This window comes from Burkholderia sp. BCC1977, assembly GCF_905339595.1.
Lineage (GTDB): Bacteria > Pseudomonadota > Gammaproteobacteria > Burkholderiales > Burkholderiaceae > Burkholderia.
Window position 1 is genome coordinate 1 of sequence record NZ_CAJPGQ010000052.1, and the last position, 13,147, is coordinate 13,147.

The 13,147-nt window shown below is 53.1% G+C and carries 11 protein-coding genes and 2 pseudogenes; 4 read left to right on the plus strand and 9 right to left on the minus strand.

Annotated features, from left to right (window positions below; genetic code table 11):
* The 3 genes and pseudogenes from U5771_RS30175 to U5771_RS30185 form a co-directional block, all read left to right on the plus strand.
* A pseudogene (locus U5771_RS30175) lies at positions 1-403 on the plus strand (recombinase family protein); the annotation flags it as partial.
* On the plus strand, positions 400-1,302 hold the full coding sequence (locus tag U5771_RS30180) for a ParB/RepB/Spo0J family partition protein (protein WP_046544129.1): 903 nt from the start codon (positions 400-402) through the stop codon (positions 1,300-1,302). The pseudogene U5771_RS30175 and the gene U5771_RS30180, both read left to right, overlap by 4 nt.
* On the plus strand, positions 1,299-2,201 hold the full coding sequence (locus U5771_RS30185; protein ID WP_322027358.1) for a plasmid partitioning protein RepB C-terminal domain-containing protein: 903 nt from the start codon (positions 1,299-1,301) through the stop codon (positions 2,199-2,201). The genes U5771_RS30180 and U5771_RS30185 overlap by 4 nt, the downstream gene beginning before the upstream one ends.
* A 96-nt stretch (positions 2,202-2,297) precedes the next feature.
* Here the strand turns inward: U5771_RS30185 and U5771_RS30190 are convergent, their stop codons facing one another.
* The 3 genes from U5771_RS30190 to U5771_RS30200 form a co-directional block, all read right to left on the minus strand.
* Complete coding sequence (locus U5771_RS30190; RefSeq protein ID WP_322027359.1) at positions 2,298-4,067, minus strand: hypothetical protein; 1,770 nt, start codon at positions 4,065-4,067, stop codon at positions 2,298-2,300.
* A gap of 141 nt (positions 4,068-4,208) precedes the next feature.
* Positions 4,209-4,835: a hypothetical protein gene (locus U5771_RS30195; RefSeq protein ID WP_322027360.1), complete on the minus strand. Its 627-nt coding sequence runs from the start codon at positions 4,833-4,835 to the stop codon at positions 4,209-4,211.
* Between the two features lie 81 nt (positions 4,836-4,916).
* Positions 4,917-5,645, minus strand: coding sequence for a hypothetical protein (locus U5771_RS30200; protein WP_322027361.1), 729 nt, complete (start codon positions 5,643-5,645; stop codon positions 4,917-4,919).
* 307 nt (positions 5,646-5,952) lie between these two features.
* Between U5771_RS30200 and U5771_RS30205 the strand changes: the two genes are divergently transcribed.
* The gene (locus U5771_RS30205; protein WP_322027362.1) at positions 5,953-6,420 is read left to right on the plus strand and encodes an HAD domain-containing protein; all 468 of its coding nucleotides are present in this window, start codon (positions 5,953-5,955) and stop codon (positions 6,418-6,420) included.
* 49 nt (positions 6,421-6,469) lie between these two features.
* On the opposite strand, the gene U5771_RS30210 is transcribed toward U5771_RS30205, so the two are convergent.
* The 6 genes and pseudogenes from U5771_RS30210 to U5771_RS30230 all read right to left on the minus strand — a co-directional run bounded on the left by U5771_RS30210 (position 6,470) and on the right by U5771_RS30230 (position 13,140).
* Positions 6,470-6,913 carry a 3'-5' exoribonuclease gene (locus U5771_RS30210; RefSeq protein WP_081053467.1) on the minus strand — a complete coding sequence of 148 codons (444 nt, stop codon included), beginning with the start codon at positions 6,911-6,913 and terminating at the stop codon, positions 6,470-6,472.
* Between the two features lie 127 nt (positions 6,914-7,040).
* Complete coding sequence (locus U5771_RS30215; RefSeq protein ID WP_322027363.1) at positions 7,041-8,414, minus strand: hypothetical protein; 1,374 nt, start codon at positions 8,412-8,414, stop codon at positions 7,041-7,043.
* A gap of 326 nt (positions 8,415-8,740) precedes the next feature.
* Positions 8,741-9,886 carry a hypothetical protein gene (locus tag U5771_RS30220; protein ID WP_322027364.1) on the minus strand — a complete coding sequence of 382 codons (1,146 nt, stop codon included), beginning with the start codon at positions 9,884-9,886 and terminating at the stop codon, positions 8,741-8,743.
* Positions 9,887-9,922: 36 nt separating this feature from the next.
* Positions 9,923-10,249, minus strand: a pseudogene (locus tag U5771_RS35650) (hypothetical protein); the annotation flags it as partial.
* Position 10,250: 1 nt separating this feature from the next.
* Positions 10,251-11,189, minus strand: coding sequence for a TniB family NTP-binding protein (locus tag U5771_RS30225; RefSeq protein ID WP_322027365.1), 939 nt, complete (start codon positions 11,187-11,189; stop codon positions 10,251-10,253).
* Positions 11,179-13,140 (minus strand): DDE-type integrase/transposase/recombinase, encoded by a 1,962-nt coding sequence (locus tag U5771_RS30230; protein WP_322027366.1) that lies wholly within the window; start codon positions 13,138-13,140, stop codon positions 11,179-11,181. Before U5771_RS30230 ends, U5771_RS30225 begins: the two co-directional genes overlap by 11 nt.
* Positions 13,141-13,147: the final 7 nt, after the last annotated feature.

Below are 13,147 nucleotides of genomic sequence, written 5' to 3' on the forward strand. Positions count from 1 at the left end.
CTTCATTCGGCAACTGCACCCAGAGATCGTTGCCGAGACCGAAAAGAAGATCGCGGATCTCGGCGGATCGGTATCGCGTGATCCGGCGACGGACCTGTTGACCGTGAATCGGGAGTTCACTGCCTGCATCGTGCTGTCACGGTGTCAGGTGCGCAACAGCGGCCGTAACCGCTGGAAGATCCGGTTCGACACGAGCCTGCTGCCGGATATCACCGTTGCAGTCAGGTTGGACCAGAGCAACTCGACGGCGCTCGACTACTACCTGCTGCCGCACATCGATTTTTGGCAGCCTCGTATCAGCCTCGCGGACTGGAATCCGATCGAGTTCGAGAGCTATCGCTTTGACACGCTGGACTACTTATACGGTATGGCACAGCGAGCTCGGCTGAGGAGAAGAGCATGACTCAGCGTGAGCAGCCGGGTGAGGTTCGGATGATCCCCATCAGCCAGATCGAGGTGATCAATCCTCGCGAGCGTAATGGTCGAGTTTTCGACGAAATCGTCAGCAACATCAAGACGATCGGCCTGAAGAAACCGATCCTGGTCACGCCACGGGCAACGGCCAGTGGCGTTGAGAAGTATCTCCTCGTGTGTGGTGAGGGGCGACTGAAGGCGTTCCGATCGCTCGGTGAAACGACGATACCAGCGCTGGTGGTGAGCGTGAGCGACGAAGACGCGTTCATCATGAGTCTGACGGAGAACATCGCGAGACGACAGTGCCGACCGCTCGAACTGCTCGCCGGCATCCGCGAACTGCAGGAACGCGGATACGCCCCGAAGGCGATCGCCGAGAAGACGGGCCTCACACAGCACTACGTGCAGGGAATCCTGACGCTGCTGCATCAGGGCGAGGAGCGACTTGTGATCGCGGTGGAGAAAGGCCGAATCCCGCTGAACGCAGCGTTATCGATCGTTGGTGCCGGCGACGACGATGAGGCGATCCAGGCGGCGCTGCAGGAGGCATATGAATCGGGAAGATTGCGCGGGCGCCAGCTGATGGACGCACGGCGCGTCATCGAGCGGAGGAAAGCGCTCGGCCGCACGGCGAATCGAAACATGACGCGCAAGGTGATGGACGTGACCACATCGAGCCTCGTCAGAACGTATCAGCATGAAGTTGAGCGGCAGAAAACGATGGTGCGGAAGGCAGAGTTCACGCAGCAGCGGTTGCTGTTCATTGTCGGAGCCCTCAGGCAGCTATTTGCCGATGAGAACTTCGTCAACCTGCTGCGCGCTGAGGAACTGGCGACGTTGCCGAAGTATCTGGCAGAACGTGTATGGCCGAGCGGGAGTCCAGCATGACCGGCGTAGCACTTGGGTTCATTCCGGAACCACTCTCCGTTCCGATCATGAGCATCCTGCCATCACGGCGCACGCCTGCCGGCATGATGAACTCGCGAAAGTTCAAGCAGATCAGAAGCTCCATCGAAGAGGTGGGCTTGATCGAGCCGCTTTCGGTGACGCCGGTCGATCAGGCATCGGGCAACCACGTCCTGCTCGATGGGCATCTGCGACTGATCGCGTTGCAGGAGCTCCAGTTCAACACCGTGTCGTGCCTCGTTGCCACGGACGATGAGAGCTACACGTACAACAACCGCGTCAATCGACTATCGACCATCCAGGAGCACTTCATGATACGTCGGGCCGTTGAACGGGGGGTGTCCCCGGAGCGGCTGGCGAAAGCGCTGTCCGTAGATGTGTCGCAGATCATCAAGAGGATGGCATTGCTTGATGGGATTTGTGCCGAAGCGACTGAGCTCCTGAAGGACCGGCAGTTTTCGCCGGAGCTCGCGCGAGCTCTGCGGAAGATGAAGCCGACGCGGCAAGTCGAATGTGTCGAGCTCATGGTGGCCGCAAACAACCTGTCTGTCTCGTACGCTGAAGCGTTGCTCGTCGCGACACCGGCTTCTCGACTGGTCGAAGGCAAGAAACCGCGGAAGCTTGCCGGCGTGAGCCCCGAGCAAATGGCGAAGATGGAGCGGGAGATGAGCAATCTGCAGGGACAGTACAAGGTGGTCGAGCAGACTTATGGACAGGACGTGCTCAACCTCGTGCTCGCAAAGGGCTACCTTGCTAGGCTGCTTGAGAACGAGTCGGTGCGCCAGTACTTGCAAGCCCAACAGGCGGACTTGCTATGCGAACTCCAGTCCGTCGTGGAAATGATTGCCATAGAGCAGCCGGCCCTCGATCCCACTGCCTGAACTCGGGTCGTGGGCGGAGCATTGATTCGAAAATCTGCTTACTGATCAGTTTGCGCACCGATGCCCCCTGTAGACGGGGCAGTCGGCGCGCGCATTTTATTCCTGGCAGTAAATGATTGGGATGACATTCATATCCTTCGCGGCATGCGCGAAAGACGACAGAATCCACAGCAGTTGTATGATGTTGCCCGTAACAGCCTGCTTGGCTTTTATTTTATTGAATTCAATCTCGATGGCGGATTTTGATATAAACGAGCATGATAGGATGGCTTTTCGGTGAAGCTTATAGTCTTGCAAGAGGTGTTTGACGTAGTCGTCAATCACGGTGCAATCGCCTTTTCTGGTTCGGATAATTTCGCTCTGTACCGTATCTTGGGAATAAATCTTGGAGAATTTTTCGTCGACCTTCTTTGTGAATTGTTCCTTTGAGAAATACATGTTGCCAAGATTTTTTATGCCTTGACCCACAACGTCATGAAGCTTGCTTGCAGATCGGCTAACGTCCCCGTGTTTCGAATGGATAAAGCTAATGCATGAGTCTGCACTGTTCAGAGTAATGTGATCGGCCCATTCATTACCCAGATCATCGCAAAAAATGTAATCATCATGAGCGTGAATTGTCTCTGCTATACCAAACATTGAATTGACATCGAATGCAGTTGAGGTTGATTTGATTTCGCCCTTTTCGCTAGCGGCATTTGCGATCTCGGGTTTGGCAATCAAAATGTCTAGTATGCTATCGATTTCGGAAATCCCGGATGCGTCTTCAAAGCATCGCCCCATAAAATACATGTACTTTGGATCTTCGAAGCAAATACTAAAGAATCCGTTCTTAATGATGTATTTCTGAAGAGAGACATCCTTCCCGTTCTCTGTAAGCTTGATTCTCTGAAGGGGGATGGATAGTAATGTGATTGATTTCTCGTTTTTCCTGAGCCTCGAAGTATTTTCATGACCCACTACCTTCAGATCTTTGTCGACCTCATACACCTTCTCCAAAGCTTTGAAGATTCGATCAAGCCGGCCCTTGTTTAGTGAAAGCGATTTTTTCTTTCGTGTTTTGTAGGAAACAGGGATGTTTTCTCTAATTATTCTGTCGTGTAGCATCGCGCTCTCGATCAAAATGGCCGAAGGCTCGGTGACAGCTAGTACCTGGCTAAGATCGACTAATTTTGCGAAGGAGTCCAAAAACGCCTTGTTTGTATTTGGATTTTCAATGAGGTGAACTTGATCTTTTGCCCAAAGCGCGATTTCATCGAGCCTCTTTCGTTCGGAGGCCTCGACTACTCGACCGGAGTTCGCGGAAATGGTTTTTAAGTTCGAGCCTTGGCGAATTTTCAGAAAATAGGGAATTGATCGTCCGGCGGCATGTGTCGACAGTAGGCCTTTTAAATCGGCGGCTTCATATGACCTTGCTCGCATCGCGCGCTCTGATATCGTCATATTGCGCAGTGCAATTTTTTGAAACTCGACTTCGTCGTCGTCAAAGGTTGATGTCAGAAGCGAGTGGTCAATCGCATTGAAATGTTCGTCGATTTTTTCGGATATATTGGCGCAGCTTTTTTTTAAGATCGATATGTATTTACCAATTTCGATTATGACGATGTACGCATATACTGTATCTTGAAAGTCCTCAGTCAAAAAATAGACGGGACGGGACGAAGGAAATGCTCTTGCAGAATACGTGTACGTGAAATCTGTATTGGGTGCGATACGCGCTTGTCTAAATTCATCGATCAGAAAATTGCTATTCTTTTCGATATTTTGAGATGCGGCATCTAACAGGGCCGCTATCGAGTCATCTGTCAACTCCGCTTTCGGGAAGTAAAATTGTGCATTTTGTGTTATGAGTAGGCGGTCTGGCATATGGTCTCCTATAGCGTAGTCTCGATCCGATGGTCGTCGTTGTGTGATCGATTGCGACCGGCTATCTATGTCCGATTAGGTTTGGGTGCGTGTCGAACGAGCGCTGTGCTGACCCGGTGGTGATGCTGGCTGCTCCGAGATCTAGTGTTCGCGGACAAGAAACACGACAGGGGGCAGTATAGACAGTAAGATGAATGCGAATAGGCGTAGCCGCAGATCGATACTTGCGGCACGGCGTAGAAATCCGTCATCCTCCTTCGTCGATCGCATCAAGCTTGCCAAGCACCAGAGTGAAAAATTGAGCATGAACAGCTCGAGCATAAGTAGACCGATGCCCGTGCCTGCGAGCCAAGCCTTCCACAGCTCGAGTTTTGACAGTGAAGACGGCAGCTGAGCCCCTATCTTTCCAATCAACAGGCCGATGGCCAAACCGCCCATCCCATAAGTGTTGATCAAAACTTGATACGCCCCGGTAGCAATGAATTCGATCTTCGGAAACAGCACTGCTAGACCGAAAAGCGCTAATCCGAGCATACCCACCACGTTCCATATGTGCGGACCTATTCCATCAGAAATAGCGGCTTCCAGATAACTGGCGGGTAGTCGGTTTTTGAAGTGTGTGATAAATAACACGGCGACCGTAGCTGGTGCCGCCCACCAAAATGCAACCCTCAATCCCTCTATTGGCACGATTGCAGACCAAAAAAATGAGCGGTTGAATGGGGCCAATTGAGCCTTGAGGTACAAGCGAACATTGGATAGTTGCATGGAGTTTTGTATGTGGCACATGGCGTATGAGAGCAGCCGTGAAGATCCATCGTCTAGGCAGTGCGCGTTGGCGTACCAATGCTACTCGTCGGCCCCTTTCCCCGGATGATTATCGATAACGAAATTCAGCAACCCGATCGCTTGTGTGAGCTTGTCACTTGTATCTGCAAGCAGAAGGCTGAGGAGATAGAACGCTGCAAGGGACCCTGCGATCGTCCAAACGATTGAGTTGTTCAGGGCAATGTGTTGATCCTGCATCAGTTTGACGACGCTAATTCCAAGAGTCGCGAGCGCTGGAAACGTCCCAACTTTGTCAAGTTGGCCGATCAACCGCCCACGTCGATTGTCGAACGCGTCTCGCTGGTGAGAGATATGTTCGCGAACGTAGGCCAATTCCGGCAAGGAAAAGCGCATAAGATCATTGCAATGTGGTAGCAGTCGATCAATATCAACGCTGGCCAACTCAAGTATTGGTCCAGCAGGTCTTTTGCGTATACGGTTTAACATGGGAATGGCTTGTACCACAATTGCGATTAGTGACAAAAGACCGGAAATTTCCGTACCGACTGCAACGCCTAATGCCAGAGTTGCCAGAACTGGGATGGGCCAGAAGTGGTGAATCGCAAAAAGACAGAGCAGTAAGGCGAATCCGAAACCTGCGCAAAAGAGGAAGATAGCAATCGCCTTGTCGCCGTTTACTTCGACGGAAGTCAAAGCCCTTTTGGGGCGACTGGAGTGGATTGCTTGTTGAACGATTTCGAAAGTGGCCCGGACAGCATCCGGTGTAAGAAATTTCGTATGCACGTCCATGAATTTGCCTAATCGATTGATAGCTGATAGCCGTTAATCATACCGTCTTACGTGACGTAGGGTTATGTCGCACGAGGTGAGTGCATAACGGCGTGCTGACGACAAACTTGAGGTCGAGACGCGGTGAAAACGCGATCTGCCGACGGCTCGCATCAATCTTCTAAACAATCATCATCGTTGTTGTCGTTGTTGAACTATCAACGAGAGAAATCGCATAGCGTAGAATATGCGCTGGAAGGAGCATGCTTCCAACGGCGCTGTTGATGATCCGGCGTACTCTTATTGTTCCTTAAGGGTGAGTTCCGCAATGAGCAAGAGGGCAACGATATTCCTCGACATCGATGGGGTCCTACATCCAAATTTTGTGGGCGACCTCGAATACGGGCCCAACGGACCGGTGGTCGTCGGACAGGGAGTTTGTTCACTGCAGACCAAACTCGCCGAACGGGTTAGCGGGAAAGCGGTCGACATCGCAATCCATAGTACCTGGATCTATATGTTCGACCTCAAACGCTTGCAAGATGAGTATCTGCGCGAGCTGAGCGCGGCCGCGAAAATATATCTTACGAATCGGCGTATCGAGAGCCGCTCGCTTCGGATAATGGACTATATGCGAAGGCGCCGACTGACTTTAGCCGATATCTTAATTCTGGACGACGCTCCCAAGGAATTTGCGTCCGCGCCGGAACTGCAATCGCGCCTCGTCGTATGTGATCCAGCGCGCGGGATAGACGATCCCGCGGTACTTCAACGGATCGATGATTTCGTATGCTAGGCGATCACAATCGATATCAGTCGGAACTCGAACGGGTAGCATCCGTGGACTACGTTCCACCTTGCGTCGCGTAACGCAGGGCACGGGCATCGTGTAGCGCGTGGTGTCGGCCACCAAATTGTTTGTAGTAGGACTCCAATCGGACTTGATCTGCCTGATCACGTACAAGCAGCCCTTGCCAGCCATTCGGTACACCATCGAGGGCGTCTACAAGAAGATCCCAGTCTCCAGGGAAATCCATACAGAAGATGCCATTCTCGAACGGTCGGAGCCACTCAAGCAGTGCCGACCGAAGGTTCTCGCGAGAGAACACACGATCAGGATATTGACCTAGCTGTGGTAACACCGCTTCATGGACGAACGGGCTACAGGTGCGTCGGTCGAAATCGTCGCGTTCACCGTAAAATTCACGGCCGTCCTCGGCGACCAATGCAATGCTGATCAGTTCGCAATCGATGAAATCGGTGAATTCAGTGTCGACGTAAACTCGCATCGTTGGCTCGCTTGCTTTGTGCGCTCAGTTGCTCAAGGTCTGACACCTCCGCATCATGCAATCAAGTTGCATGGTGGTCGTCACGTGCCATCGTAGCGTGGACCGGACCGTCGTTGAACGACGTTCGTCAATCGTCTGACCCTATGCTGGCAGATCCGTCCCAGTCGACTGGTTTGCGGATCCAATACTGTCGCCCGCCATCAACTGACGGACCCGTGATGATCTCTATGCCGTGCTGTACCGCCCAATCTGGCGCATTGCGTACGGAGATTCCCGCTGACCGTGCGAACACGGCCAATGGTAGAAATGTTGTGGTGAAGTCCCGCAGGTCGTCTATGTTGATGGCTCGCATTGTGCGATTCCGCAGTCTAGCGATTCGTGTCCTAACGAGTCCGGCGTTGACGAGGTGGTACATCACTTCCTGTTTGATGCCGAGCCGCCGAGCAGCCTCAACGATGGACATCAGCGTTTCTGATTCCGATGGAGTTTGACTGCCAGAAATTGCGTCGCACTTGTCGACATAGATTGTTCGCAATGTCGGCGTTTGGTCATGCGCAACGACAAGGCGTATTTTTCGGTCGACAAGCAGACGGAAGAACGCGGCGGATGCGTCAATAGAGACATACAGCCGCAAAGCCTCGGCGATGCTAATCGGGTCGTCAAGGGGCCGAATGCCTTGGCCGCTGGCGGTCAGAATGCTATCAAGTAGACGATCGAGTGACTTCGTATTGATCCGTTTTCCGTTCGTGTCAATTAAGCCCGCCTTAGCCACTGCCTCGACACGTTTGACCGACATCTTAATGTAGCGGGCAGCAGTCTTCGGAGCGACGAACGACCTCTGGATCTCCATGAGACGCTGAACATCGGTCTCATTGACCACAAACCTCTTTCGTCCCGTCCGAGTTCGTCGAATCGGCACCACTTCGCCTGTCTGGGCGAGCATATTGGCAATCGTTCGGCTCCCGATTGGCCGACGACCGCGCTGATCAGTGTCTACCGCAGCCTTAACAATCCTTCGTCTCCAGGCGACCATAGGCTCATTGCCTGACGTATGCCCTACGTATTGGTCTAATAAATCGAGCATCCAGCGACGCTGAGCGTCGTTCAAATGCTTGCGCAACATGACGAGCAACTGCGGGAACGCTTCTGATAGTAGCGGAACGTTCTGTCCCTCGGTTCGAGGAGCGCGGAGGCGACTCAGCAGTTCGAAGCAATCACAACGATCGCCCATCAATGGCGCACCAGCCGTCACGACGATTCGCTCGATATTCTGTGATTGCCGCGAGGACTTCTTCAACGGTTTACCGTCTAGTCCGAACATTGACAATGCCCCAAGAAAGCGAGCGAGGCCCCAACGATCGGAAGCAGATAGCAGACCAGCACCGGTCTCGAACTGGTCGTTCAGCAACTGCAGGACATCATCCGAAAATGCGTCAACCTCCGCGCTTTGGAGCAATGCGCCGCAACTACAAGTCTCGAAGCGAACGTGTTTCCAGCGCAACGTTCGTCTGCACATCGCGCATTGCGAAGTGAGCCAGCATTTGTGAACGAAGCATCCGGTGTTCTCTACGTACCAATCATCACGCCAGTAGCTATCAGATGCTGCGAGGCAGTACGGGCACCAGCGAGCAACGCCGTGAGTCTTCGGTAGGTCAGGCTCGGAGTAGGTCAGCCAACTAGGGCTGGAAAGACCGTTCGCGAATGCGACACGTAAGCGATAGCCTAGAAAACTCTCATCGGAATGTGCGGAGGGGCGCACCAAAAAATGATCCGAGAACAGGGCCATTCCAGTGGTGCGCCAATGTTCGCCACGGACCGGCTCACGCTTCATGACGGCAACAATGAAAGCTGGCCGGGCATGCGCTCTTCGTACTTGCGCCGCGCGGTTTCTATGCGTCTGAGCTTCCGGAGGAGTTCGACTGCATATTGATCGATGAAGTAGGCCGATAGCCCGGTATCATCGGTTTTCTTGAAAACCGGTAGCTTTCCACTAAGTGCCTCGTTTACCAAAGCGAGCGAGGCGGTCATTGGGCGTTGATGCCAGGACATCCATTGACCGAAGAGTGGATAGAGTAGAGTGCCACCAGCAGCAAGTGGCCGCGATACGCTGTCTAAGGTTCTGCAGACGTCAGCCACATCCGATTTCCGAACGAAAGTGTGTGTACCAACAGTAACGGGACGAAGCAATCCCATAGCCGAAAGCGCAGCGTATCCTCGGTGCTCAGTGCGCGATCTGCTGTGTACGTGCCGTAAAGGAACCAGTGATGCAAACCATCGCCGGCACGCCTCGACGGTCCGCCGCGGAAGATAGGTCTGGTACGTCATCCCATATGCGACGATGCGAGCATCTGAACCGAGCCTGTTCAGTGCAAGATGCTTCAGAACGCCATGCGGGCATCCGATGGAAGACACAGCTTCATGGAGCCTGACGTAGTCGTGTGGTACACCGTGACAATTGGGGCGATACTGGTGGGCCGCCGCAGTACTATCCGACCAGTCGCTCATAAAATATCTTTGTCGCAATTCTTCAATAGGTAGTTTCGACAAGCAGGTTGGTCGATGAGGCTCCTCAAGCAGCATGCGACGAAGACGGGAAAGTATAGTGAGCCTTGGCGTGCCCGTAGCCTCCCGCAAAAATGCGCGTATGCCGTCCAAGTTCGGCTCGAACGAAAGCTGTTTTTTTTCGATTATCTCGGCGATTCGGGTCGATCGTGGGACATCAATTTGCCGATATCCGACTTCGTCTACAGCTGCCGCAACTGCGTCGAACAGCGCTTCCAAGAACAGTATGCAAGTGAGTTGCGTATACGCCTGCGGAATTTGGCCGTCGACGATCAAACGTTCGAAACCAGACCATAGTCGCTGATAGTGACGCCGTTCGACTGGCATGGGGCATACCGCGCCTTCACATAGCTGTTCATTCGTCACTTCGGTGAGGAAATGTCTGTCGGATTGCTTGTAGCCGAGTGTCATCACCGGTTCGGCTAGATCATCTTTGAGGCGAACACTATGGATCGTGCACATCTCGAGCCGCGTTAGGCGCCAGCGTGATCGGATGTGCCGTGACTCCAGCATGCACTCGGGGCAATACCGAATCTTGTTGGCGCGGGTGACAACGCTCCAACGGGGTAACGCGGAATCGCCCCAAACGGGATAGCCAGTGGAATTGGTCGCAGCCGTTGCCGCGAGTGTGGGTCGAATCCTCTCGATATCGCATAGTCGAGGGCGGTATGTACCGTTTGCTCTGGCAACTCTGAATAAGTACGTCTCGGACCACTCATCCGGTTGAGGAGCCGGACGATACAATGGCTGGCCGCATGGAATCGTGAAATTCATGTTATCGCTCCACGGGCGCAAATGGTTCGTCACCCTTCACAAGTGGCATGTTGTTGAACTGTTTGTGGAACGGATTTCGATTGTTAGGACAGCCTGGGTAGATGACGGTTCGGAACGCGTCTGCGAGGACCGCGACAGTAAGCTTCGGGTGCGGTTGGGCATAAGCCAATTCGACTGCGCGAACCAAGAGCCTACGAACGTCGCGAAGGCGCCCGTCAGTTGCAAATGCGAATAGCCTGGCCATAACCTCACTCGAAATGTCCACTGTGGGCAGGTCTCTCAGGTATCCCTTGAAAACATTTAGTACGCTTCGGAACTCGTGTTCGGCTGACCTGGTTGCGACGGAGAAGCGCTCGATTTCGACGACTTCTCTGAAGCGTCCACGCAATTGATCGTTGGTCGCGAGTACGCGTCTACTGCGGGGGATACCAGAAAGGACAAACGACACCCTAGTTGCATCGACTAGTCGTTTGAGCCAATCAGCGCTGGTGTGTAAGGTTTTTTCTCCACCTCGATCAACCAGGTGATTGACCTCATCGACGATGACTACTCTGACACGACATGTTTTGATCAGGAAGACAAGTCGAGCTGTTAGGTCTACTTCCTTTCCAAGATTCCACTTTGGATCGCCGAGTGCAAGGAGCATAGTGCTCGCCATCGTTTTGGGGGAAGGAGCTTGCCCGAGCGGTACGTAGAGCACCGGTATCTCGGTGAGTTCCTGGTGCTCAATGACCGGATGCTTTCGGGTGTAATTGCTTAGGAGAGTCGACTTGCCTACGCCAGACTCGCCTATCAGCATGAGATGCTCCGCCTCCTCATGTATGCACTGGTATTCGTACAAGCGTTCCAACCTTGCGAGCACGCGCTTGACGTGATGAAAGTAGACGAAATTCGATCTGGCATCCTTAATAATTAAGGAAAGAGAGGGATCAATTTTCACGGTCCACCTCAATATCAAAGGAATCGAGATCAGCGTCGATGAGCTCATCTGCATGAGACGAAAACAGATCCGCGTTGGTATCGGATTGTTGCGTCAAGGAAGGGGCTTGGGGGCGGTTGGTCGATTTGGACGTGATGTGTTCCTGACGTGCACCACGCTTGCGATCTTTGAGCTTCTTCGACAGCATTGCGTCATTGCTCATCTCACGAATTATTTCCTCCGCACTCGCCCGAGTTCGTTGGTACACGTCAACACTTTTGCACTGATTCTTCACGGTCTTGGCTTGCTCCACTGTTAGATTCCGATACTGATCATCAGTGTTGCGTGCGCTGAAGTACCGATTTTCGATCGGGTCCCATACATAGATCACACCAGCGTTTTCGTACGGCGCCTTGATATGTACGGTAGGGTTGGCTGGCAGTATGAGCCGCAGGGTGTGTAGCTCTTGTGAGGTGTAACGGAAGGTGTTGTGGTCAATGCCATAGTGCTGGAGTGCGCATTCGGCGTGTTCGCCGAATTCAATGCTTAGATCCTCGGCATTGCATTTCAACAATGGAGGATGTGCAGTGGCACCCTCGTTCCAGACGTCGATTGGCGCGCGACCGCCCAGTCCCTTATGAGGCCTCAGGTGGTAAATCTGTGTGATCCAGATATGGATCATCTCATTGAGCTTCTCGAACGTAAGACATGCGTCGTCTTCCGCCTTGAATCCGATGCGTTGATGAACTTTCGCGAGGGTGGTGCCGGGAAGTTTGTGTATGAAAGAGTAGTTGAACGTTTTGAGAAAACGTTCGACAAATGGTTTGTCGTTTGGGGAACGTGATGCCGCGTATTCGCAGACCACACCCAAATTGTTCATCGCGTCGACCACGGCCTCGGCGTGCATTTCTCGCCCGTTGTCCATGAGCAAGCGTTCAGGCCAACCATGGCATGGCCATTGAAGCTCTAACTCCGGAAATCGCTCTCGCAGATAGCTCTTGGGCATCATGGCGTGCCGCAGCGCTTCGAATACCGCATGGACGCCATGCCCGGCAGAGCTGATACAGAAACCAAGAACACATCTAGAGAACCGATCGATGACGACCGTGAATATCGGCCTATCGATAGCATTGCCCCTCGCGTTCGTATAAATAAGATCTATGGGCGTATGATCGATTTCGACGATCTCGAGGATTCGCGATACCTGTCGTGCGCGATGCTGGTCAGCGAAGCGGCGCCGAGCTTCGCGCAAACCAAAGCGAGCTGCAGCTCGGTCGTATGCCGCGAGGTCATGGATGCGCCTTTGAACTGTACGGAGCCCCGGAACCTTGAGCCACTCTGACTCGATGCGCAGCGAGTTTTGCAGTTGAATTTCGAGAAAAACCGCGTTGTGGACAGCCTCGGCTGTCCCCGTTTTGCTATCGAAGAACGCTGTTTCTATTTTTTCGTGGATGATGCCTTCCACAATCGGATCTAGCCTTGATTTCCTCTTTCCACCGCGATGTTCCGTCTGATCGAGCAGAGCACGGATATCGAACTGCGATATGCGGTAACGGCGGCGCCATCGGTATATGGTTGTCTCGTGAGGCGGCTTGGGGTCGGCGAGATCAATCGCGACTTTTTGAATGGCCTTACGTAGTTCAGATCGGTGATCCCCGAACGCGTCCATTCGATCGAGCATCGTTAAATAGTTGACCCGTCGGCGGGTCTCGAAATCGCCGAGGTCGCGCGTGGAAGTGGACGCCTCCAGCGCTTCTCTGAAAGTGGTTCGTTTCGGGGCGCGTTGAAATTGCTTGCTATCGGCTGTACGAAGATATCCTCGCAAATATTCTTTTAGAAGCTCAGCCTCGCTGTGGCTGGAGAACTCGCCCGTAACCGTGTTTTCCAACTGCGCTACGTCATCTTGTACCCGGACGATGCGAAATGAGCCTTCGCCCCGGAAGATGGTCTGATCCTTGATGAAGTTAGCCATGGTGAAT

Coding starts and splice junctions, on each gene's coding strand:
- U5771_RS30180 (WP_046544129.1), top strand. CDS start 400: ATGACTCAGCGTGAGCAGCCGGGTGAGGTTCGGATGATCCCCATCAGC.
- U5771_RS30185 (WP_322027358.1), top strand. CDS start 1,299: ATGACCGGCGTAGCACTTGGGTTCATTCCGGAACCACTCTCCGTTCCG.
- U5771_RS30190 (WP_322027359.1), bottom strand. CDS start 4,067: ATGCCAGACCGCCTACTCATAACACAAAATGCACAATTTTACTTCCCG.
- U5771_RS30195 (WP_322027360.1), bottom strand. CDS start 4,835: ATGCAACTATCCAATGTTCGCTTGTACCTCAAGGCTCAATTGGCCCCA.
- U5771_RS30200 (WP_322027361.1), bottom strand. CDS start 5,645: ATGGACGTGCATACGAAATTTCTTACACCGGATGCTGTCCGGGCCACT.
- U5771_RS30205 (WP_322027362.1), top strand. CDS start 5,953: ATGAGCAAGAGGGCAACGATATTCCTCGACATCGATGGGGTCCTACAT.
- U5771_RS30210 (WP_081053467.1), bottom strand. CDS start 6,913: ATGCGAGTTTACGTCGACACTGAATTCACCGATTTCATCGATTGCGAA.
- U5771_RS30220 (WP_322027364.1), bottom strand. CDS start 9,886: ATGACACTCGGCTACAAGCAATCCGACAGACATTTCCTCACCGAAGTG.
- U5771_RS30230 (WP_322027366.1), bottom strand. CDS start 13,140: ATGGCTAACTTCATCAAGGATCAGACCATCTTCCGGGGCGAAGGCTCA.